Source organism: Streptomyces sediminimaris (assembly GCF_047049295.1).
Lineage (GTDB): Bacteria > Actinomycetota > Actinomycetes > Streptomycetales > Streptomycetaceae > Streptomyces > Streptomyces sediminimaris.
This window is the reverse complement of sequence record NZ_JBJWOT010000001.1, coordinates 5,597,517-5,617,673: the sequence shown is the minus strand read 5'-3', so window position 1 is coordinate 5,617,673 and position 20,157 is coordinate 5,597,517. Positions and strand designations below refer to the sequence as shown.

Here is a 20,157-nt window from a genome sequence, read left to right as displayed (position 1 = left end):
TGGTGACTCAGCACGTACGTCCGGCACAACAGAGGCCCGGGCCGCATCATTCCCGGCCTGTCATCCCAGTGACCCGGTCCACTTCACGACCGCGTCCGTGACGAGCGCCACGGCCTCTTCCTGAGTGATCTCCGCCCTCTTCGGCACCGCGAAGCCGTGATCGCCGTGCGGCACCTCGGCCAGCTCGTACGTCCCGTCGGGGAACTCCTCGGGCTTGCCGAAGGGGTCGTTCCCGCCCTGTACGACCAGGGTGGGCACCCCGGACCCGAGCAGTTCCCCGGCGCGGGACCGCTCCGGGCGGCCCGGCGGGTGCAGCGGGAAGCCGAGGGCGAGCACGGCGTGCGCGCCGAGCTCGGTGGCCGTACGGCAGGCGACCCGCGCGCCGGCGCTGCGGCCGCCGGAGACCACCGGCAGGCCGGGGCGGGCCAGCGCGGGCCAGACGCCGCGCCAGCCGGCGTCCAGGGTCTTCGGCGGGGGCGCCACCTTCTTGCCTGCCACCCGCCAGGGCTGCTCCACCAGGGCGACGCTCACGCCGTGCAGCGGCAGCACCCGGGCCAGCGCCCGCAGGTCCCGCGCCTCGATGCCGCCGCCGGCGCCGTGGCCCACGGCCAGCACGAGCCGTGCCTGCCGGGCCGGGTGCCAGGTGATGCGGGCGTCGCCCGCCTCCGTGCCGATGCTCTCGGTCTCCATGCCCATGCTCTGTGTCGTCACGTCAGAAAAGTGTGCCCTCTTCCGGCCCGTCCAGCTCCTTGAGCAGCTCCGGGCCGTTGTTGCGGACGTTGCTGACGGCCGTGGAGACCGGGTAGGCGCGCATCAGGCCGGGCGGCGGCGGGGCCAGCAGCGCGCGCAGCTCCTCCGGGTCCGTGCGGGAGGGGTCGAGCCAGGCGTCCCAGCGGTCCGGGGTGAGCATCAGCGGCATCCGGGGGTGGATCTCGGCCAGCGTGCGCGGTCCCTCGGCCGGGGCCGCGGCGAGCGGGGTGGTCTCCGCCTCCGTGGTGATGACGCAACAGGTCACCCACCAGGCCCGCGGGTGGTCGTCCGGCAGCGTCCTGTCCCGCCAGAACTCGTACAGCCCGGCCATCGCGAAGACCGAGCCGTCGGCGGGCAGCACGAAGTAGGGCTGCTTGCGCGGCCGTTTCCGCTTCCCCTCGACCTCCAGGTCCCGCTCCTGCGTGCCGGTGACCCATTCGTAGTAGCCGTCGGCGGGGACGAGGCAGCGGCGGGAGGAGAAGGCCCGCCGGTAGGAGGGCTTGTCGTGGACGGTCTCCGCACGGGCGTTGATCATCCGCGCGGCGCCCTCGGGCGTCTTCGACCAGCTCGGCACCAGCCCCCACCGGAGCCTGCGCAGCTGGCGAACCGGCCGCGGGTCCGCGACGTCCTTCAGAGGGCGGTCGAGAACGGCGTAGAGCTCCTTGGTGGGGGCCACGTTGTAGTCGGGTGCCAGGGGCTCCTCGGGCTCCATCCGGATCTCAAAGATTCCTGCGAGATCCTCTGGTCCACGACTCGCCGCATACCGTCCGCACATACGTGCCACACTGCCAGGCCCGCCCGTCACCCGGCCACCACCCCCCGGCGAAGGGCCCGCACCCCCGACGAAGGGCCCGCGCGCCGGCCCCTCTCCATCCGACCCACGGGAGCCAAAGCCACCGATGGACAGCACCGCCTCCTCCCTCGCCTCCCTCTGGGACCGGGTCTTCGGCACCCAGCCGGACCCCGATCTGTGGGTGGTGATCGCGACGCTGGTCGCCGCACTCGCCGTGACCGTCCCGCACAACGTCTGGCGCCTCTCGCGCAACGCCATCACCATCGCGCACGAGGGCGGCCACGGCCTGACGGCTCTGCTCACCGGTCGCCAGCTCACGGGCATACGCCTGCACTCCGACACCAGCGGCCTCACCCTCAGCCGCGGCAAGCCGCACGGGCTGGGCATGATCCTCACCGCGGCGGCCGGCTACACCGCTCCCCCGCTCCTCGGTCTCGGCGGCGCGGCCCTGCTCGCGGCCGGCCACATCACGCTGCTCCTGTGGCTCGCGACCGTCCTGCTCGTGGCGATGCTCGTGATGATCCGCAACGCCTACGGCGCCCTGACGGTGATCATCACCGGCGGCACCTTCCTGCTGGTGTCCTGGCTGGCGGGCCCCCAGGTGCAGGCGGCGTTCGCCTACGCGGTGGTGTGGTTCCTGCTGGTGGGCGGGGTGAGGCCGGCTTTCGAGCTGCAGGCGAAGCGGACGCGGGGCGGCGCGGGGGACTCGGACGCGGACCAGCTCTCACGCCTGACGCACGTACCGGCCGGCCTGTGGCTCTTCCTCTTCCACGCGGTGTCGCTGTGCTCGCTGATAGGCGGGGGACGCTGGCTGCTCGAGGTGTGACCGCGGTCCCGGGGCCGCAGGTCACAGGGGCGCCGGGCGGGGTGTCAACGGCTTCGCCGCGGGGACCGGCCGGCGCCCGCGGCGCCGCACCGGACCCCCCGCCTCCTTATAAAGTGGGCCCATGGCCCCACACGACGCACGTACCGCCCTCTGGCCCGCCCCCCACGCGAGCGGGGCCGTCGACGCGACGGTCCACGTACCGGGGTCCAAGTCCGTCACCAACCGCGCCCTCGTGCTCGCCGCCCTGGCGAGCGAGCCGGGCTGGCTGCGCCGCCCCCTGCGCTCCCGGGACACCCTGCTGATGGCCGGGGCCCTGCGTGCCATGGGTGTCGACATCGTGGAGGGCGTCGGCCCGGACGGCACCGGTGAGACCTGGCGGGTGCTGCCCACCGGCCTGCACGGCCCGGCCACGGTCGACGTCGGCAACGCGGGCACCGTGATGCGCTTCCTGCCCCCGGTCTCCGCCCTCGCCGACGGCCCGGTCCGTTTCGACGGCGACCCGAGGGCGTACGAACGTCCCCTGCACGGCGTGATCGACGCCCTGCGCGTGCTGGGCGCCCGGATCGACGACGACGGCCGTGGCGCACTGCCGCTGACGGTGCACGGCGGCGGCGCGCTGGACGGCGGCCCGGTCGACATCGACGCGTCCTCCTCGTCCCAGTTCGTCTCGGCCCTGCTGCTCTCGGGCCCGCGCTTCAACCAGGGCGTGGAGGTCCGCCACACCGGCTCCTCGCTGCCCTCGCTCCCGCACATCCGGATGACCGTCGACATGCTGCGCGCGGTCGGCGCCCAGGTGGACACCCCGGAGTCGGGCGGGGAACCGAACGTGTGGCGGGTGACGCCGGGCGCGCTGCTCGGCCGCGACCTGACCATCGAGCCCGACCTGTCCAACGCCCAGCCCTTCCTGGCCGCCGCGCTGGTGACCGGCGGCAGGGTGGTGATCCCCGACTGGCCGGCCCGCACCACCCAGCCGGGCGACAAGCTGCGGGAGATCTTCACCGAAATGGGCGGTTCCTGCGAACTCACCGAGTACGGGCTGGAGTTCACCGGTTCGGGTGCGGTCCGCGGTATCGACGTGGACCTGGGCGAGGTCGGCGAGCTGACCCCGGGCGTCGCGGCGGTCGCGGCGCTCGCGGACTCCCCCTCCACCCTCCGCGGCGTGGCCCATCTGCGGCTGCACGAGACGGACCGCCTGGCCGCGCTCACCAAGGAGATCAACGAGCTCGGCGGCGACGTCACCGAGACCGCCGACGGCCTGCTGATCCGCCCGCGCCGCCTGCACGGCGGCATCTTCCACACCTACGAGGACCACCGCATGGCGACCGCCGGCGCGATCATCGGCCTGGCGGTCGAGGGCGTGCAGATCGAGAACGTCGCGACGACGGCGAAGACCCTGCCGGAGTTCCCCGAGCTGTGGACCGGGATGCTCGGGGCGTAGGGGCGTAGGGACATGCGCCGCTACGGCAAGCACACCGACGAGGACGACATCCGCAGCCGCCCGAACCGCAAGGGCAACCGGCCGCGCACCAACATCCGCCCCAAGCACGAGGACGCGGCCGAGGGCATGGTCCTCACCGTCGACCGGGGCCGGCTGACCTGCCTGGTCGAGGACCGGGTCGTGCTGGCGATGAAGGCCCGCGAACTCGGCCGCAAGGCGGCGGTGGTCGGCGACCGGGTGGCCCTGGTCGGCGACCTGTCCGGCAGGAAGGACACCCTCGCGCGCATCGTCCGCATCGAGGAGCGCGGCTCGGTGCTGCGCCGCACGGCGGACGACGACGACCCCTACGAGCGCGTGGTCGTGGCCAACGCCGACCAGCTCGCCGTCGTCACCGCCCTCGCCGACCCCGAGCCCCGCCCGCGCCTCATCGACCGCTGCCTGGTCGCGGCGTACGACGGCGGCCTGGACCCGCTGCTGGTCATGACCAAGTCGGACCTCGCCCCGCCCGACAAGCTCCTCGAGCTCTACGGCGACCTCGACATCCCCTACGTCGTCACCAGCCGCGAGGAGCTGGAGAACGGCGACGCGGCGGACCGCGTGCGCGAGCAGCTCGGCGGTCTGGTCACGGCGTTCGTCGGTCACTCCGGCGTCGGCAAGACGACGCTCGTGAACGCGCTGGTCCCCCGGGACCGGCGCCGGCTGACCGGCCACGTGAACGCGGTGACGGGCCGCGGCCGCCACACCACGACGTCGGCGCTGGCGCTGCCCCTGGGCGGAGACGAGGAGGGCTGGGTGATCGACACCCCCGGCGTACGGTCCTTCGGCCTCGCCCACGTCGATCCCTCCCGCGTCATCCACGCCTTCCCGGACCTCGAGCCGGGCACGGCCGGCTGCCCGCGAGCATGCAGCCACGACGAACCGGACTGCGCGCTGGACGCGTGGGTGGCCGAGGGCCACGCGGACCCGGCCCGGCTGTACTCGCTGCGCCGGCTGCTGGCCACCCGGGAGCGCCGGGAGGGCGACTGATCCGCGGCGGCCGGGATCGCGCGCACTGTCCGCCCGTGCGTGAACACCACGTTGTTTGCGTCCACGCGGGTCCGGTAAGTGCATAATCGCACCCAGCCGGACCTACGGGAGGACAGCGCATGGCGTGGCTGCTGGTGGTGGTGGCCGGGTTGCTCGAGACCGGGTTCGCCGTGTGCCTCAAGCTCTCGCACGGGTTCACACGGCTGTGGCCGACGATCGCGTTCTGCACCTTCGCGCTCGGCAGCTTCGGCCTGCTGACCCTCTCCCTGAGAAAACTCGACGTCGGCCCCGCCTACGCCGTGTGGACCGGCATCGGCGCGGCGGGCACCGCCGTCTACGGCATGATCTTCCTCGGCGACCTGGTCTCCACCCTCAAGATCGTCTCGATCAGCCTGGTCATCGTCGGCGTGATCGGCCTGCAGCTCTCGGGTTCGGCGCACTGAACGCTCGGCCGGGAGTGCGGAGGGGTGGCGTGGTGTGGTGTGACGCGGTATGTCGTGGTGTGGGGTTGCGGCCGGGGGATGTGCCGTGGTGCCGTCGCGGGCCGGTAGTGCCGTCGTCTGCCGACGCGGCCGGAGGAGATGTGCCGTGGTGTGCCGTCGCGGCCGGAGGAGGCGCCGTGATGTGCCTGCGGACGGCCGCGGCGCCGTCGTGCCGGGTCGGAGCAGCGCGACGGGTCGGAGCAGCACGGAGCAGCGGAGCGGCTGATGGCTGCGGCCCCGGGTGCCCCGCCGTACGCCGGAGTCGCCCGTCGCCCGTCGCCCGTCGCCCCCGGCCCCGGGGCCGGGCGGGGCCGCATTCATCAGCAGCCCCGCCCGGCGACCGGTCACACAGCCTGCCGGGGCAGCGCCGTACGGATCAGGTCGGCGACGCCGCCCTCTCCCGGCGGGGCCGCCACGCAGGACAGGGCGATGCGCACCACCAGCTCACAGCAGCGGGCCAGGTCGGCCGTGTCCGACCTGAGCGCCCCGGGCCCCGACAGCACGGCCACCGCCCGGTCGCGGACCATCGCCACGAAGTCGCCCGGCGACGGCAGCGGACCGTCCGCCCGCCGCTGCGCCGGCACCGCCGAGGAGGAGGGGACCGCGGACAGCGTCGGCGAGGGCAGGCGCTCGCTCCAGCAGCCGGTCAGCATGGCGCGTACCAGTGCGTTGTCGCGGGCGGCGGAGGCGGTCCACTCGGCGGTCGCGGTCAGCCGCTCCCGGGCGTCGCTGTGCGTGGCGAGCGCGCGCTCGACGCCGGCGAGATACGCGTCCGCCTCCCTTCGGACCAGCGCCCGGGCCAGGCCCTCCTTGCTGCCGAACTCGTTGTAGAGCGTCTGGCGGGAGACCCCCGCCACCGCGGCCACGTCGACCATCCGCACGGCGGACCACGGTCGGCGCGCCAGCGCCGTGTACGCGGCGTCCAGTAGGGATTCCCGCGCTGCAGGCATCATCGCCTCCCTGGGGCGAGCGGCTCTGCGCCCAGATTTGACGCGCCCCGGGGCACTGTCAAGGGTTCGCGAGGGTGCGCGGGGGCGCCCTTCGGCCACTGTGTGCCGTCCGGATGCCGTCGGGGTGCCGCAGGGCACGGCGGAGGTGCGGCAGGGGTGCGGCGCGGAGGGGCGGTACGGCGGCTCGGAGGTGCAGTGGGCCGCCCGGAGGCTCCGAGGAGGTGCCGAGGAGGTGCCGAGGAGGTGCCGCCAAACCGTAAGCACGGCCCGCTGGCCCCGTGCCGATCTCGGCCGATAGCGTTCGTTCCATGCCGGACTACCTCGACGACCTCCGTTTCGCCCACGTCCTCGCGGACGCCGCCGACGCGGCGACCATGGACCGATTCAAGGCCCTCGACCTCAAGGTCGAGACCAAGCCGGACATGACGCCGGTGAGCGAGGCGGACAAGGCGGCGGAGGAGCTCATCCGCGGCCAGCTCCAACGCGCCCGCCCCCGCGACGCGGTCCTCGGCGAGGAGTACGGCCTGGAGGGGACCGGTCCGCGCCGGTGGGTGGTCGACCCGATCGACGGCACCAAGAACTACGTGCGCGGCGTCCCGGTCTGGGCCACGCTGATCTCCCTGATGGAGGCGGGCGAGAGCGGCTTCCAGCCCGTCGTCGGCGTCGTCTCCGCCCCCGCGCTCAGCCGCCGCTGGTGGGCCGCGAAGGGGCATGGCGCGTTCTCCGGCCGCAGCCTCTCCTCGGCCTCCCGCCTGCACGTCTCCCGTGTCTCGAAGCTGACCGACGCCTCCTTCGCGTACTCCTCGCTGACCGGCTGGGAGGACCAGGGCCGGCTCAGCGGCTTCCTGGACCTGTCCCGCGAGGTGTGGCGCACGCGTGCGTACGGCGACTTCTGGCCGTACATGATGGTCGCCGAGGGCTCGGTCGACATCTGCGCGGAACCGGAACTCTCCCTCTGGGACATGGCCGCCAACGCCATCGTCGTCACCGAGGCGGGCGGCTCCTTCACCGGCCTCGACGGCCGCCCGGGCCCGCACAGCGGCAACGCGGCCGCGTCGAACGGCCTGCTGCACGACGAGTTGCTGGGGTATCTCAATCAGCGCTACTGAGAAGCGCGAGGTCACTCCGCACGCCCTGAACTGGACGCACGCGCCCTCTTGTTGACCCGTGCTTTACCTGCGACTCTGAGAGTCCCCCCATCTTGTGAACTTGTGCAGTGCCTCATAGGCGCCTCCGGCGCCGGGCCTGAACCAACGGACGAAGATCCGTCGGTCACCGGGGATTCCCTAGGAGGTGGCTCCAGTCCATGCTCGTCCGCGACGCCATGAGCACGGTGGTCCTCACCATCGGCCCTGCCCACACCCTCCGCCAGGCCGCCGCCCTGATGTCCGCCCGCAAGGTCGGCGCGGCCGTGGTCCTCGATCCCGACGCAGGCGGCATCGGGATCCTCACCGAACGTGACATCCTCAACTCCGTCGGCCTCGGCCAGGACCCCGACAGCGAACGCGCGCACGCCCACACCACCACCGACGTCGTCTTCGCCGCCCCGTCCTGGACGCTGGAGGAGGCGGCCCACGCCATGACCCACGGCGGATTCCGCCACCTCATCGTCCTCGACCGCGGCGAGTGCACCGGAATCGTCTCCGTCCGCGACATCATCCGCTGCTGGGCGCCGGTCCGGCAGCACGTGCCCGCCTGACCGGGCAGGGGGACCCGGTTCCGATCAGGTCGCGACCAGGCTCACCCCGGGTTGGACCAAGTCCAATTCGAGATGAGATCCAAAGTCACACCCATTCGGGAAATGGTCCCCCTGCTGTTAGGCTTGACGTCATGAGCGACCTTCTGGAACGGCTGCGCGGACGCGGATGGCGGATGACCGCGCAGCGACGCGTCGTGGCCGAGGTTCTCGACGGCGATCACGTCCATCTGACGGCCGACGAGGTCCACACCAGGGCCGTCGTGAAGCTCCCCGAGATCTCCCGGGCGACCGTCTACAACACGCTGGGCGAGCTGGTCTCCCTCGGCGAGGTCCTCGAGGTCTCCACCGACAAGCGCGCCAAGCGCTACGACCCGAACGCGCACCGGCCGCACCACCACCTGGTCTGCGCCCGCTGCGGCGCGATCCGCGACGTCCACCCGGGCGGCAACCCGCTCGCCGACCTCCCCGACTCGGAGCGCTTCGGCTTCGCGGTCTCGGACGTCGAGGTGACGTACCGCGGTGTCTGCCCGGACTGCGCGAAGGCCTGAGAAGGCCCGCGGCCACGCGTCCACTGCGCGCCCTGAGCACGAACGCCACCCATGCGCGAGCGCGCCCATGCATGAACCCACCCGGGCATGAACACACCCATGCATGAACGCACCGAGGGCCGGAACCCATTTCTGGATTCCGGCCCTCGGCCTTCAGTAGCGGGGACAGGATTTGAACCTGCGACCTCTGGGTTATGAGCCCAGCGAGCTACCGAGCTGCTCCACCCCGCGTCGGTGAACGCAACGTTACGTCAAGGACGTGGTCAGAGGCAAATCCTCACGACCGCGGACCCGGACACCGCGGCGCACCCCCGGATCGCGGCTCTTCCCGGCGGAGCCGTCAGGCCGACAGTTCCTCGCGCAGCGCGTCCCGCAGCCGCGCCGCACGCTCCGAGACCTCCGCCGGCCCCAGCGTGACCGCGCGGTCCGCCCAGCGCTGCCCCTCGGCCAGCTCGCCACGACGCGCGTAGACCAGGGCCAGGCGCAGCGCCGCCCGCCCGTGACCGGCGTCGGCGGCCCGGGTCCACCACACCGCGGCCTCGGGCTCGCTGCCCTCACGGGCCAGCAGCAGCCCCAGGTTGAAGGCGCCGTTGCGCGATCCGGCCTCGGCGGCCGTGCGGTACCAGCGGGCCGCCTCCACCACGTCGCCGCGGGCGGCGGCCAGCATCCCGACCCGCACCTGCGCGCGCCGGTGCCCCTGGGATGCCGCCCGCTCGTACCATTCCTCGCACTCGGTACGCGCGTGCGCGGGCTCTCCGAGCTCGTGGGCGGGCTCGGGCGGCCGCCGGGCGTCCAGCACGGTCGCCAGCCGGTACGCGGCCTCCGCGCTGCCGCCTCCCGCCGCACACCGCAGATGCCGCTCCGCCGCCTGCTCGTCCCCCTCCCGCAGCCGGGCGATGCCGACCTGGAGCGCCGCCTCCGTGTGCCCGGCCGCCGCGGCCCGCTCGTACCACTGCAGGGCGGTGGCGGCGTCCTCGTCCGTGCCGCGTCCGGCGTGCAGGATGCCCAGGTTGAACGCCGCGTCCACGCTCCCGGCCTCGGCGGCCTTGGAGAACCACGGCTCGGCACCGGTGGCGTCCCCGCCCTGGAGCAGCAGGATGGCGAGCGCGTTGGCCGCCTCGCGGTGCCCGGCGTACGCGGCCCGGCGGTACCACTGCTCGGCCTGGGCGGTCCGTTTCTGCGCGGCGCAGAGCAGCCCGAGGTTGTACGCGCCGTTGTCGTCACCGGCGTCCATCGCCGCCCGGTACCAGCGCTCGGCGGTCTGCGTCTCGCCGCGCTCGGCGTGCAGCGCGCCGAGCGCGTTGGCGGCGTTGCCGTCGCCGTCCTGGGCGGCCCTGAGCCACCACACGGCGGCGCTCTCGGTGTCCCCGGCGTCGCGCAGCAGGAAGCCGAGCGCGCAGGCGGCCCGCGCCTCCCCGTCCTTCGCGGACGTCAGGTACCAGCGGCCGGCCTCCCTCAGCTCGCCGCGCCGCTCCAGGATCGCCCCGAGGTGCAGCGCGGCCCGCCGGTGTCCGCGCGCGGCGGCCTGGCGGTAGAACCGCTCGGCCTCGGCCAGCAGTTCGACACCGTTGTCACCCCCGCCCTCGCCCTCGCGCGCCGCCCGGCGATCGATCGCGCGCGCCAGCCGGTAGGCCGCCTCGCGGTGCCCGTGCTCGGCGGCGGTGCGCATCCATCCCTCGGCCCCGGCGTCCCCGCGGTGCTCCAGCAGATCCGCCAGCGCGTAGGCGCCCAGGGCGTGTCCCTGCTCGGCGGACTGGCGCAGCCAGTACTCGGCGGCGGGCTCGTCCCCGCGCTCGCGGTGGTGGCGGCCCAGCGCGTGGGCGGCCGCCGCGGATCCGGCGACGGCGGCGATCCGCCACCAGCCGGCGGCCTCGTCGGCGTACCCGCGCTGGTGCAGGAGGACTCCCAGGTTGTTCGCGGCCGCGCGGTCGCCCGCTGCGGTGGCGGCGCGCAGGTGGGACTCGGCTCCGTCGAGATCTCCGCGGCGCAGCAGCATGGCCCCGAGAACGCTCATCGCCTCGACGTCGCCGGCCTCGGCGGCGAGCCGCTGACGAACTTCCTCGACGGCCTCCTCAGCCACCTCTCCGGCTTCGTCCGGTTCGGAAGGCTGCACAAATCGCCCTGTCTCGAACAGAGTTGCCTTGTCCCCCATAACGTCCATCGTCGCACCACCTGCAACCCGGGTACACCTGGTATACCGCAGCCAGTGAGGTCACTTCAGCGTTTTGTCGACATGCCCACAGAGAGACAAGTCAAACACAGATCACCCAACTCCCCGAGGCGGCATGGCCGTTCTGCGCACCGGCACATGCGTTCGCACATCACGAAGGCCCGGATCCTGACGGATCCGGGCCTTCGATTTTCCGTAGCGGGGACAGGATTTGAACCTGCGACCTCTGGGTTATGAGCCCAGCGAGCTACCGAGCTGCTCCACCCCGCGTCGTTGTGTGGCAACCGTACCACGACGCGGGGCGGCCTTGATCACCGTGGTGCGGCATCAGCCGGGGTCCGGCTACCCGCCGGCCGTGCCGCTCGGACTGGGACTGCCGCTCGGACTGGGACCGCCACTCGGCTTCGCCCCGGCGCTCGGCTTGGAACCACTGCTCCCGCCACCGGTCTTGCCGGCCGCGGACTGCGCGTCCTCCGCCCTCCGCAGCGCGTCCTGGAGGTCCTTCTGCGCCTCCCCGTACGCCTGCCAGTCGCCCTTCTTCAGGGCCTCCTGGCCGGCGTCGAACGCCTTCTGGGCGTCCTTCAGCGCCTGCTGGACCGTCGGGTTGCTGGACGTCGGCGGCGGGTTGGTCCCCTGGTCCGCCGGCGGCGGTGTCGAACCCTCCGCCCCGAAGACCTTGTTGAGGGCCGCGTCGAGGGTGTCCTCGAAGGCGGTCTTGCCTCCGTAGGAGACCAGCACCTTCCGCAGCAGCGGGAACTTCACGTCGCCGCCGCGCACGTAGACGGGTTCCACGTACAGCAGCCCTCCGTCGAGCGGCACCGTCAGCAGGTTGCCGTACTCGATGTCGGAGTCGCCGCCCTTGAGGAGTTTGATCGACTCGGCGATCTCCGTGTTGGAGTTGAACTGGCTCTGCACCTGTTTGGGGCCGTCGACCTGTTGGCTGGTCGGCAGTTTCAGCACTCTGATCTTGCCGTAGTCGGGGCTGTCCGCCTCGGCGTCGACCGCCATGAAGGCGCTGAGGTTGTCCCGGCCGTTCGGAGTGAACGTCGTGGTCAGGGAGAACGCCTGGGCCTTCTGGTCGGGCATCTTCATACTGAGGTAGTACGGCGGTACCGCGTTGCCCGACTTGTTGGTCGGGTCGTTCGGCACCTGCCACACCTCGCTGCCGCTGAGGAAGGTCTGCGCGTCCTTGACGTGGTAGCGCGAGAGAAGCTCGCGCTGCACCTTGAACAGGTCCTGCGGGTAGCGGAAGTGGGCCAGCAGCTCGGGCGTGATGTCCTTCTTCGGCTTCACCGTGCCCGGGAACGCCTTCATCCAGGTCTTCAGGACCGGGTCCTGGGTGTCCCACTGGTAGAGCCTGACCTGGCCGGTGTACGCGTCGACGGTCGCCTTCACCGAGTTGCGGATGTAGTTGACCTGGTTCTGCTGGGCCACCACCGCGCGCGAGTTGTTGGTCGCGGTCAGCGAGTCGGCCGTCGTGTCACCGAGGGTCGTACGGGAGGCGTAGGGATAGCCGTTCGTCGTCGTGTAGGCGTCGACGATCCACTGGATACGGCCGTCCACGACCGCCGGGTAGGTGTCGCCGTCGATGGTCAGCCAGGGCGCCACGGCCTCGACGCGCTCCTTGGGCGTGCGGTTGTAGAGGATCCGCGAGCCCTCTCCGATCGCGCCGGAGTAGAGGATCTGCGGCTCGCTGAACGCCAGCGCGTAGGCCGCGCGGTTGACCGGGTTGGAGAGGTTGACCCCGCTCTTGCCCTGGTAGCTCGTGGTCTTCTCGCCCGTGTCGTCGGAGTAGTCGATCTCCTTCTGGGGGCCTCCGACGATCGAGTAGGTGGTGGTCTTCTCGCCGTAGTAGATCCGCTGCTGATACGTCCCGAGGTCGCCCTTGGACGGCAGGTCGGACTCGGTGAAGACGGGACGGCCGGGCGAGCTGCCCTCGGTGGCCTCGGTGCCCTTCGCCGTGACGACGCCGTAGCCGTGGGTGTAGCGGAAGTGGTCGTTGATCCAGTTGTTCTTGGGGACGCCGGCCAGGTTCAGCTCGCGCAGGCCGATCACCGTGTCCTGGTCCTTGCCGTCCTTGCGGTAGCGGTCGACGTCCAGGTTGGTGGGGAACCCGTAGTAGTTCCGCATCTGCTGGAGCTGCTGGAACGTGGGCGAGACGATGTTCGGGTCGATGATGCGGATGCTCGCCGTGGACGAGACGTCGTCGCGGACCTTGCTCTTGTCCTTGGTGGTGCTGGTGCCCTCGTACTCGCTGACCTTGGTGTCGTCGATGCCGTACGCCTCGCGTGTCGCCTTGAGGTTCTTCTGGACGTACGGTGCTTCCTTGGCCTGCTCGTTCGGCTCGACCTGGAACTTCTGCACGATCGCCGGGTAGAGCCCGCCGATCAGGATCGCCGAGAGCACCATCAGGCCGAAGCCGATCACCGGCAGCTGCCAGGTGCGCCGCCACAGCGTGGCGAAGAACAGCAGCGCGCAGATGACGGCGATGCAGAACAGGATGGTCTTGGCCGGCAGATAGGCGTTCGCGTCGACGTACCTCAGGCCGGTCCAGTTGCCCGTCGCCTTGAAGTCGCTCGACTTCACCGCGAGCCCGTACCGGTCGAGCCAGTACGCGACCGCCTTCAGGGCGACGAAGAGGCCGATCAGGACCGACAGGTGCCCCGTCGCGGCGGCGGTGGCCCGCGCGCCCGGGGAGGTGATCCTGAGACCGCCGTACAGGTAGTGCGTGAGCGCGGCGGCGATCAGGGACAGGATCGCCGCCGCGAAGCCGAAGCCCAGCAGGAAGCGGTACCAGGGCAGGTCGAAGGCGTAGAACGAGACATCGAGGTGGAACTGGGGGTCCTTCTGGTGGAAGGGCACGCCGTTGACCCACATCAGCCAGGTGCGCCACTGGCTCGAGGCCGAGGCGCCGGCGATCAGTCCCACCAGGGCGGTGATCCCGAGCAGCAGCCAGGTCTTGTACGGCGCGATGCTCATCCGGTACCGGTCGAGGCTCTGCTGCTCCATCGACATCGCGCTCAGCGGCGGCCGCATGCGGTGCGCCAGCCAGATGTTGAAGCCGACGGCGAGGGCCATCAGCAGACCGAAGACGAAGAACAGCCCGATCTTGGTCCACAGCGTGGTGGTGAAGACGGAGGAGTACTTCACGGAGCGGTACCAGAGCCATTCGGTCCAGAACCCCGCGAACATGGTGAACGCCATGCCGATGACGGCCAGGACGCCCAGTGTCATGAGCAGGGTCCGGACGCGCCGGGACGGGCGGCCCACTCTGATCCGCGGCCCCGTCGGGCCTCCGCCGCGGTCCGGCATCTGGAAAGCCAAGGTGCGCACCTCGAAGTTCGCTGTCGATCCGTCAGGCCCGCGTCTTCACGGACCTGCCGTGGCCCCCCGTGATCGCGGGCCCACACCTATGCAACTTACTCACCGTTTACTCGGTTCCCGATTCCGGCCATGAACGAGGCAGGATTGTGACCATGTCCAACACTCCCATGGCAGCCAACCCGCTCACCCGGGCCGTGCTCGAGATCGACGAGTACGCCTCCGGCCTCGGCTGGGACCAGCCCGCCCGCCTCTTCGCCCTCGTGGACACCGCCCGGCTGCGGGCCCAGGAACCCGCCCTCGCGGCCCAGCTGGGGCTGGACGACGATCCCGAGACCGGTGGTCTCACCCCGATCGAGCAGGAGGAGATCCCGGCCGGGAAGCCGCTGGACGAGTTCCTCGCCACGATCGCCTGGCCCGACGCGGTGGCCGGCTGCGCGCTCACGGTGGAGCGGCTGATGCTGCCGCCGGCCGCCGAGGCCCAGGTCCCCGAGAACCTGGACGAGGCCGGCCTGGCGAAGTGGGTCGCCGACCACCCGGAGCGCCAGGAGATCCGCATGACGGTGGCGGTGCTGCGCGACGGCGCCCGTGACTCGGCGCTGCGCCTGCGCGAGAAGGACGCGCCGACGGAGGTCCTCACGGGCTCCGACCTGGTGCCGGGCCTGGCGCAGGCGCTCGCGGCGACCTTCGAGGAGTAGCCGACCGACCGGGCCGCGGTCTACTTGGCCGTGCACTTCGGCAGGTCGGACGTCTTGCCGGCGCGGAGGTCCTTCAGCGCGCCGAGGGCGTCGTCGATGGTGTTCACCTTGATCAGGGTGAGCCCGCCCGGGGTGTCCTTGGCGGCGGCGGAGCAGTTGTCGGCCGGCGTCAGGAAGTACCGCGCGCCCTTGTTCCGCGCGCCGACCGTCTTCATCTGGATGCCGCCGATCGGGCCGACCTTGCCGCTGTCGTCGATCGTCCCGGTGCCGGCCACGAAGGTGCCGCCGGTCAGGCTGCCGGGCGTGAGCTTGTCGTAGAGGCCGAGCGCGAACATCAGGCCGGCGCTCGGCCCGCCGACGTCGGCGAGCTTGATGTCCATGCTGAAGGGGAACGTGTGGTCCGTCCCGGCGGAGATTCCGACGATGGCGCGCTTCTTGCCGCTGTCGCTCGACGTCGTGGTCGTGATCGTGATCTTCCGCGTCGTGGTCGCCGTCCTGTTCTGCTTCTCGGCGGCGGCCTGCGCCTTGGCGGGCACGATCGTGAACACGACGTCCTGGCCGGGCCGGTGCTTGGTCACCAGTTTGGCGACGTCCTCCGGCTGCTTCACGGCCGTGCCGTCGACGGCCTTGATGACGTCACCGGCGTGCAGCTTGCCCTGGGCCGGGGAGCCCTTGACCACCGTCGAGACGATCACCCAGGTCCGCACCGGGATGCCGAGCTCCTTCAGGGCGGCGACCTTGGCGCTCTCCTGGGACTGGCTGAACTCCTCGGCGTTCTCCTGCGTCGACTGCTCCTCGGTCTTGCCGTCCGGGTACAGGGTGTTGTGCGGCACGACCTTGCTGTCGTGGGCGAGCCACCCGTAGACGGCCTCGACGAGGTTCATGCGGTAGTCGGCGCTGGTCACCCGCACGGTGGTCATGTTCAGGTGGCCACTGGTCGGATAGGTCCTGTGTCCGGAGATCTGCAGCACCGGCTCGCCGTCGTGCTCCCCGAGCGTGTTCACCGTCGGGCCCGGGGACATCTCCGAGTACGGCACGGGGATGAACACTCCCGCGCACAGGAGCGCGATCAGCATCAGGGTGGAGGCGAGCATCGTCGCGGTGCGGCGTGGCATGCCAAGACAGTACGGGACAGCCCTGTCAGCGGACCGTCAGCCCCACCCCTGTCCCCTCACGTACCGGAGTCGGACCGCTCCATGGCCTCACGGAAGCGGGCGTACCCGGTGAGCTCGGGACCGTCGCTGCGCTGCTTGCGCGTCCGGCCGGCCCAGCTGCCCCACAGACCGGCCCCGATCCCGGCGACGAGCGGAATCAACAACCACAGAAGCGCGCCCATGCCGACCTCCCGACCCCGCTGAGCGACCGCGCGAACTGACTGATCAGCAGATTAACCGTCCGCACTGACAACGCTCACGGCAGGGGTGCGGTTACGCAACCCGAGGACGGCACAAGGGTGTTCAGCAGGCCCCCACCCACTCCTCCATACCGTCGGAGAAGGTCTGGTGCTTCCAGATGGGCACCTCGTGCTTCAGGTCGTCGATCAGCTTCCGGCAGGCCTCGAAGGCCTCGGCCCGGTGCGGGCACGACACGGCGACGACGACGGCGAGATCCCCCACGCCCAGGTCACCGATCCGGTGCACGGCCGCCAGCGCCCGCACCGGGTACTCGGCGACGACCTTCTCGGCGATCCGCCGCATCTCGGCCTCGGCACTGGGGTGGCACGAATAGCCGAGCCGATCGACGTCCGCGCCCTCGTCGTGGTTGCGCACGGTGCCCACGAAGAGGGCGATTCCCCCGGCCGCGTCGTCACCGACGGCCCCGAAGACCTCGTCCAGCGACAGCGCGGTCTCACGGACGGCGATCAGCTTGATGGGCTCCCGCGCGGCGTGCTCGCCGGGATGGTCGTCGATGGATGCCATGTCCCCATCGTGCCGCACGCCGCCGACAACACGGAACAGGCGTTTCACCCGGCACGCGCGCGTGCCGGCTTGGAGTGTCCTACAGGTGGCCGCCTGCCGGGCGCGCGCCCGGCAGGCGGCCCCGGACGCAGACGGTACCCGGACGCACGCGGTCCTCGGATCCTGAGACGCGGGCGGTCCTCAGATGCGGCGGCGTGCCTTGCGCGCCCGCCGGACCACGGCCGCCGCGCCCAGCAGAGCCACCGTCGCGCCCGCCGCGCCCGCCGCTGTCGCGTCCTTGCGGCCCAGCCGGCGTCCGGCCACCGTGTGCCGCCCGGAGACCTCCTCCAGGAGCTCCGCGAGCACCTCCTCGTTGGTCCACTGCGGGCGCCAGCCCGCGTCGTGCAGCCGGCTTCCGCTCACCACCCAGGGGTACATCGTGTACGCCAGGTCCCCGGCCGGCGACGGCGTCAGCCCGATCCGGTGCAGCCGGGCGGCCGCCCCCAGGGCCACCGCGGACGGCAGCTCCATCCGCCGGATCCCGCTGAGCTCCTCGACCTCCTCCTGCTCCAGCCATCCCTCGCAGCCGACCGCGATCTCCCCGTCGGCCTTCTCCAGGACGACGTACTCCAGGGCGCTGCACAGATCCTCGACGTGGCAGAACTGCCAGGCGGGCCGCGAACCGGCGACGACCAGCAGCCGGGGCGACTCGAAATACCTGGTCAGCGCGGTGTCCGTGCCGCCGACCAGCACCGCGGGCCGCACCACGCTGACGTTGAGGCCCGGGTGCGCGCGGGGGGCGCGCCGCGCCAGCCGCTCGATCTCCAGCAGGTCGCCGACCCCGGTGGCCTCGGCCGTGGCCCGCAGCTCGGCGTCCTCGGACAGCGGCAGCTCGTTGTCCGGCAGCGCCCCGTAGACCATCGCGGAGGTGCACAGCACGACCCGGTGGACGCCGGCCGCGGCCGCGGCGGTCAGCACGGTCTGCGTTCCGCGCACGTTGTAGGCCGTACGGGCGGCGGGGTCGCCCTCCAGATCCAGATCGAGCGCCAGGTGCACCACCACGTCCGCGCCCCGCAGCTTGTCCGCGATGGCCGGATCCCGTACGTCCAGGATGTGCCACCGCGCCGCCTCGCACTCACCGCGCCGCTCGTCGATGGCGATGACCTGCTTGACCTCGTCCGAGGCGGCCAGACGTTCGACGAGCAGGGCACCGATGCCGGAGGCGGCTCCGGTGACCGCGACGACCGGGCCTCTGACCGCGGTCGACTCGCCGGCGCGAAGCGCCGTCGTCGAGGGGCGGTGCCCGGGCGACGGGCGGGCTGACTCGTTTCGCGCTGCGCGAACCTGCGGATCTGGGGAACTCACCGGGCGTCTCCAGCGGTTGTCTTCAGTAAGAACGCGAGTGACGCGTCCCTACCAGGTGGCATCCATCCTGCCGCAGGCCGAGAGTCGGCGAAGCACCGAGGCCCGAACCGCCCATGGTGTCTACGCTGGGTGGTGTTATCGGGCAGTCGTGCCGTCGGGGACAACCGGCGGCCTTACCAGCCGAGGAATCCCGTGAGTGACACCCCATTCGGATTCGGCCTTCCGCCGGAGGAGCCGGAAGACGGCGACGAGGGCAAGAAGAAGGACCAGGAGAGCGGTGGTGGTCAGGAACCGGCCAACCCGTTCGGCTTCGGCGGGCTGCCCGGCGCAGGGGGCTTTGGCGGCCCCGGCGCGGACAATCCGCTCGCTGCCATGTTCGGTTCGCTGAACCCCAACGACCTGGGTGCCGCCTTCCAGCAGCTGGGCCAGATGCTCTCCTACGAGGGCGGCCCGGTGAACTGGGACATGGCCAAGCAGATCGCCCGCCAGACCGTCTCCCAGGGCAGCCCCGACGGCACCAAGGACTCCAGCGTCGGCCCCGCACAGCGCACCGCAGTGCAGGAGGCCGTCCGCCTGGCCGACCTGTGGCTGGACGACGCGACGTCGCTGCCGTCCGGCGCCGGCTCGGCGGTGGCGTGGTCCCGCGCGGAGTGGGTGGAGGCGACCCTGCCCGCGTGGCAGGAGCTCGTCGACCCGGTCGCCGAGCGTGTCGGCGCGGCCATGGGCGACGTGCTGCCGGAGGAGATGCAGGCCATGGCCGGCCCGCTGATCGGCATGATGCGCTCCATGGGCGGCGCGATGTTCGGCACGCAGATCGGGCAGGCCGTCGGCGTGCTCGCGGGCGAGGTCGTCGGCTCCACCGACATCGGCCTGCCCCTCGGCCCGGCCGGGAAGGCCGCGCTGCTGCCGGTGAACATCGAGGCGTTCGGCAAGGACCTGGGCGTGCCGAAGGAGGAGGTGCAGCTGTACCTCGCCCTGCGCGAGGCCGCCCACCAGCGCCTCTTCGCGCACGTGCCGTGGCTGCGGTCCCACCTGTTCGGCGCGGTCGAGGGGTACGCGCGCGGGATCAAGGTCGACACGGCCAAGCTGGAGGACGTGGTCGGCCAGTTCGACCCGCAGAACCCCGAGCAGCTGCAGGACGCTCTGCAGCAGGGCATGTTCCAGCCGGAGGACACCCCGGAGCAGAAGGCCGCCCTGGCCCGCCTGGAGACGGCTCTGGCGCTCGTCGAGGGCTGGGTGGACGCCGTGGTGCACGCGGCCGCGAAACCGCGCCTGTCGTCCGCCGACGCGCTCCGCGAGACCCTGCGCCGCCGCCGTGCCTCCGGCGGTCCGGCGGAGCAGACGTTCGCCACGCTGATCGGCCTGGAGCTGCGCCCGCGCCGGCTGCGCGACGCCTCCCGCCTGTGGGCCTCGCTCACGGACGCGCGCGGCGTCGACGGCCGGGACGCCCTGTGGGCCCACCCGGACATGCTGCCCACGGCCTCGGACCTGGACGACCCGGACGGCTTCGTGCACCGCGAGCAGCTGGACTTCTCCGAGCTCGACAAGATGCTCGGCGACGCGGCGGACGGTTCCGCGGGGAAGCCGAACCTGAGCAAGGACGAGCCGAAGGGCGACACCGAGGACGACGACGCCGAGGGTGACGGCACCGGGGGCGACGGCACCGAGTGAGCGTGTACGACGACGCGGTCCTCGTCCTGAAGGCGTACGAGGGCCAGGAAGAGCTGCGCCAGACGTACCTGGACCATCTGGCGGCCCATCCGGACGGCCTGTGGAAGGCCTGCCGCGCGGGACACATCACGGCGAGCGCCCTGGTGATCGACCCGGAGCGCGGCCGGGTTCTGCTGACCCTCCACGGGAAGCTGCGGATGTGGCTGCAGATGGGCGGCCACTGCGAGCCGGATGACCCCTCCCTGGCGTCGGCGGCCCTGCGTGAGGCCACCGAGGAGTCGGGCATCGCCGGGCTGAGCCTGCTGCCGGGCGGCCCGGTCCGCCTCGACCGCCATCCCATCCCGCCGCCGTGCCACTGCCACTTCGACGTGCAGTACGCGGTGCTGGCGCCGCCCGGCGCGGTCCAGGAGATCAGCGAGGAGTCGCTGGACCTGCGCTGGTTCGCCTACGACGAGGTGGCGGACGTGGCCGACGAGTCCGTCCTGCGACTGCTGGAGGCGACCCGCGCGCGCCTGTGAGGCG

The 20,157-nt window shown here is 71.9% G+C and carries 19 protein-coding genes and 2 tRNA genes; 10 read left to right on the top strand and 11 right to left on the bottom strand.

The window, feature by feature from the left end; all coding sequences use genetic code 11:
* Positions 1-60 precede the first annotated feature (60 nt).
* Positions 61-690: an alpha/beta hydrolase family protein gene (locus ACJ9NR_RS26190; RefSeq protein WP_412493530.1), complete on the bottom strand. Its 630-nt coding sequence runs from the start codon at positions 688-690 to the stop codon at positions 61-63.
* Between the two features lie 22 nt (positions 691-712).
* Positions 713-1,525: an SOS response-associated peptidase gene (locus ACJ9NR_RS26185; protein ID WP_412493372.1), complete on the bottom strand. Its 813-nt coding sequence runs from the start codon at positions 1,523-1,525 to the stop codon at positions 713-715.
* A 124-nt stretch (positions 1,526-1,649) separates the two neighbouring features.
* Here ACJ9NR_RS26185 and ACJ9NR_RS26180 point away from each other — a divergent pair, with 124 nt between their 5' ends.
* The 4 genes from ACJ9NR_RS26180 to ACJ9NR_RS26165 all read left to right on the top strand — a co-directional run bounded on the left by ACJ9NR_RS26180 (position 1,650) and on the right by ACJ9NR_RS26165 (position 5,276).
* Positions 1,650-2,369 carry a M50 family metallopeptidase gene (locus ACJ9NR_RS26180; protein ID WP_412493371.1) on the top strand — a complete coding sequence of 240 codons (720 nt, stop codon included), beginning with the start codon at positions 1,650-1,652 and terminating at the stop codon, positions 2,367-2,369.
* Between the two features lie 121 nt (positions 2,370-2,490).
* Entirely contained in the window at positions 2,491-3,807 is a 1,317-nt protein-coding gene (aroA, locus tag ACJ9NR_RS26175; RefSeq protein WP_412493370.1) for a 3-phosphoshikimate 1-carboxyvinyltransferase, read from the top strand.
* A 12-nt stretch (positions 3,808-3,819) separates the two neighbouring features.
* Positions 3,820-4,833, top strand: coding sequence for a ribosome small subunit-dependent GTPase A (rsgA, locus tag ACJ9NR_RS26170; protein WP_412493369.1), 1,014 nt, complete (start codon positions 3,820-3,822; stop codon positions 4,831-4,833).
* A gap of 119 nt (positions 4,834-4,952) precedes the next feature.
* A complete protein-coding gene (locus ACJ9NR_RS26165) occupies positions 4,953-5,276 on the top strand; it encodes a DMT family transporter (RefSeq protein WP_412493368.1) in 324 nt (107 codons plus the stop codon).
* A gap of 383 nt (positions 5,277-5,659) precedes the next feature.
* On the opposite strand, the gene ACJ9NR_RS26160 is transcribed toward ACJ9NR_RS26165, so the two are convergent.
* The gene (locus ACJ9NR_RS26160; RefSeq protein WP_412493529.1) at positions 5,660-6,265 is read right to left on the bottom strand and encodes a TetR/AcrR family transcriptional regulator; all 606 of its coding nucleotides are present in this window, start codon (positions 6,263-6,265) and stop codon (positions 5,660-5,662) included.
* Positions 6,266-6,573: 308 nt separating this feature from the next.
* Between ACJ9NR_RS26160 and hisN the strand changes: the two genes are divergently transcribed.
* The 3 genes from hisN (at position 6,574) to ACJ9NR_RS26145 (ending at position 8,512) form a co-directional block, all read left to right on the top strand.
* The gene (gene hisN / locus ACJ9NR_RS26155) at positions 6,574-7,374 is read left to right on the top strand and encodes a histidinol-phosphatase (RefSeq protein WP_412493367.1); all 801 of its coding nucleotides are present in this window, start codon (positions 6,574-6,576) and stop codon (positions 7,372-7,374) included.
* A gap of 197 nt (positions 7,375-7,571) precedes the next feature.
* Positions 7,572-7,964 (top strand): CBS domain-containing protein, encoded by a 393-nt coding sequence (locus ACJ9NR_RS26150; RefSeq protein ID WP_412493366.1) that lies wholly within the window; start codon positions 7,572-7,574, stop codon positions 7,962-7,964.
* 131 nt (positions 7,965-8,095) lie between these two features.
* Positions 8,096-8,512, top strand: coding sequence for a Fur family transcriptional regulator (locus tag ACJ9NR_RS26145; protein ID WP_412493365.1), 417 nt, complete (start codon positions 8,096-8,098; stop codon positions 8,510-8,512).
* A 157-nt stretch (positions 8,513-8,669) separates the two neighbouring features.
* Here the strand turns inward: ACJ9NR_RS26145 and ACJ9NR_RS26140 are convergent.
* The 4 genes from ACJ9NR_RS26140 to ACJ9NR_RS26125 all read right to left on the bottom strand — a co-directional run bounded on the left by ACJ9NR_RS26140 (position 8,670) and on the right by ACJ9NR_RS26125 (position 13,994).
* Positions 8,670-8,743: transfer RNA gene (locus ACJ9NR_RS26140), tRNA-Met, on the bottom strand.
* 109 nt (positions 8,744-8,852) lie between these two features.
* Positions 8,853-10,673 carry a tetratricopeptide repeat protein gene (locus ACJ9NR_RS26135; RefSeq protein WP_412493364.1) on the bottom strand — a complete coding sequence of 607 codons (1,821 nt, stop codon included), beginning with the start codon at positions 10,671-10,673 and terminating at the stop codon, positions 8,853-8,855.
* Positions 10,674-10,878: 205 nt separating this feature from the next.
* Positions 10,879-10,952, bottom strand: a tRNA-Met gene (locus tag ACJ9NR_RS26130).
* Between the two features lie 72 nt (positions 10,953-11,024).
* Positions 11,025-13,994: a UPF0182 family membrane protein gene (locus tag ACJ9NR_RS26125; protein WP_412493528.1), complete on the bottom strand. Its 2,970-nt coding sequence runs from the start codon at positions 13,992-13,994 to the stop codon at positions 11,025-11,027.
* Between the two features lie 164 nt (positions 13,995-14,158).
* Here ACJ9NR_RS26125 and ACJ9NR_RS26120 point away from each other — a divergent pair, with 164 nt between their 5' ends.
* A complete protein-coding gene (locus ACJ9NR_RS26120; RefSeq protein WP_412493363.1) occupies positions 14,159-14,701 on the top strand; it encodes a PPA1309 family protein in 543 nt (180 codons plus the stop codon).
* Between the two features lie 20 nt (positions 14,702-14,721).
* Here ACJ9NR_RS26120 and ACJ9NR_RS26115 read toward each other — a convergent pair whose 3' ends face one another.
* The 4 genes from ACJ9NR_RS26115 to ACJ9NR_RS26100 form a co-directional block, all read right to left on the bottom strand.
* A complete protein-coding gene (locus ACJ9NR_RS26115; protein WP_412493362.1) occupies positions 14,722-15,816 on the bottom strand; it encodes a YlbL family protein in 1,095 nt (364 codons plus the stop codon).
* Between the two features lie 56 nt (positions 15,817-15,872).
* Positions 15,873-16,037, bottom strand: a complete 165-nt coding sequence (locus ACJ9NR_RS26110; RefSeq protein ID WP_412493361.1) for a hypothetical protein — start codon at positions 16,035-16,037, stop codon at positions 15,873-15,875.
* Positions 16,038-16,158: 121 nt separating this feature from the next.
* Positions 16,159-16,620 (bottom strand): molybdenum cofactor biosynthesis protein MoaE, encoded by a 462-nt coding sequence (locus tag ACJ9NR_RS26105; RefSeq protein WP_412493360.1) that lies wholly within the window; start codon positions 16,618-16,620, stop codon positions 16,159-16,161.
* Between the two features lie 180 nt (positions 16,621-16,800).
* Positions 16,801-17,964, bottom strand: a complete 1,164-nt coding sequence (locus ACJ9NR_RS26100; protein WP_412493359.1) for an SDR family oxidoreductase — start codon at positions 17,962-17,964, stop codon at positions 16,801-16,803.
* A gap of 192 nt (positions 17,965-18,156) precedes the next feature.
* Between ACJ9NR_RS26100 and ACJ9NR_RS26095 the strand changes: the two genes are divergently transcribed.
* On the top strand, positions 18,157-19,635 hold the full coding sequence (locus ACJ9NR_RS26095; RefSeq protein ID WP_412493358.1) for a zinc-dependent metalloprotease: 1,479 nt from the start codon (positions 18,157-18,159) through the stop codon (positions 19,633-19,635).
* Positions 19,632-20,153: an NUDIX hydrolase gene (locus tag ACJ9NR_RS26090; protein WP_412493357.1), complete on the top strand. Its 522-nt coding sequence runs from the start codon at positions 19,632-19,634 to the stop codon at positions 20,151-20,153. Before ACJ9NR_RS26095 ends, ACJ9NR_RS26090 begins: the two co-directional genes overlap by 4 nt.
* Positions 20,154-20,157: the final 4 nt, after the last annotated feature.

What these genes read in the sequence shown, in the direction of transcription:
- rsgA (WP_412493369.1), top strand. Translation starts at nt 3,820, where the DNA reads ATGCGCCGCTACGGCAAGCACACCGACGAGGACGACATCCGCAGCCGC.
- ACJ9NR_RS26120 (WP_412493363.1), top strand. Translation starts at nt 14,159, where the DNA reads ATGTCCAACACTCCCATGGCAGCCAACCCGCTCACCCGGGCCGTGCTC.
- ACJ9NR_RS26145 (WP_412493365.1), top strand. Translation starts at nt 8,096, where the DNA reads ATGAGCGACCTTCTGGAACGGCTGCGCGGACGCGGATGGCGGATGACC.
- ACJ9NR_RS26150 (WP_412493366.1), top strand. Translation starts at nt 7,572, where the DNA reads ATGCTCGTCCGCGACGCCATGAGCACGGTGGTCCTCACCATCGGCCCT.
- ACJ9NR_RS26165 (WP_412493368.1), top strand. Translation starts at nt 4,953, where the DNA reads ATGGCGTGGCTGCTGGTGGTGGTGGCCGGGTTGCTCGAGACCGGGTTC.
- ACJ9NR_RS26190 (WP_412493530.1), bottom strand. Translation starts at nt 690, where the DNA reads ATGGAGACCGAGAGCATCGGCACGGAGGCGGGCGACGCCCGCATCACC.
- hisN (WP_412493367.1), top strand. Translation starts at nt 6,574, where the DNA reads ATGCCGGACTACCTCGACGACCTCCGTTTCGCCCACGTCCTCGCGGAC.
- ACJ9NR_RS26105 (WP_412493360.1), bottom strand. Translation starts at nt 16,620, where the DNA reads ATGGCATCCATCGACGACCATCCCGGCGAGCACGCCGCGCGGGAGCCC.
- ACJ9NR_RS26160 (WP_412493529.1), bottom strand. Translation starts at nt 6,265, where the DNA reads ATGCCTGCAGCGCGGGAATCCCTACTGGACGCCGCGTACACGGCGCTG.
- ACJ9NR_RS26185 (WP_412493372.1), bottom strand. Translation starts at nt 1,525, where the DNA reads ATGTGCGGACGGTATGCGGCGAGTCGTGGACCAGAGGATCTCGCAGGA.
- ACJ9NR_RS26110 (WP_412493361.1), bottom strand. Translation starts at nt 16,037, where the DNA reads ATGGGCGCGCTTCTGTGGTTGTTGATTCCGCTCGTCGCCGGGATCGGG.
- ACJ9NR_RS26180 (WP_412493371.1), top strand. Translation starts at nt 1,650, where the DNA reads ATGGACAGCACCGCCTCCTCCCTCGCCTCCCTCTGGGACCGGGTCTTC.
- aroA (WP_412493370.1), top strand. Translation starts at nt 2,491, where the DNA reads ATGGCCCCACACGACGCACGTACCGCCCTCTGGCCCGCCCCCCACGCG.
- ACJ9NR_RS26125 (WP_412493528.1), bottom strand. Translation starts at nt 13,994, where the DNA reads ATGCCGGACCGCGGCGGAGGCCCGACGGGGCCGCGGATCAGAGTGGGC.
- ACJ9NR_RS26135 (WP_412493364.1), bottom strand. Translation starts at nt 10,673, where the DNA reads ATGGACGTTATGGGGGACAAGGCAACTCTGTTCGAGACAGGGCGATTT.
- ACJ9NR_RS26115 (WP_412493362.1), bottom strand. Translation starts at nt 15,816, where the DNA reads ATGCCACGCCGCACCGCGACGATGCTCGCCTCCACCCTGATGCTGATC.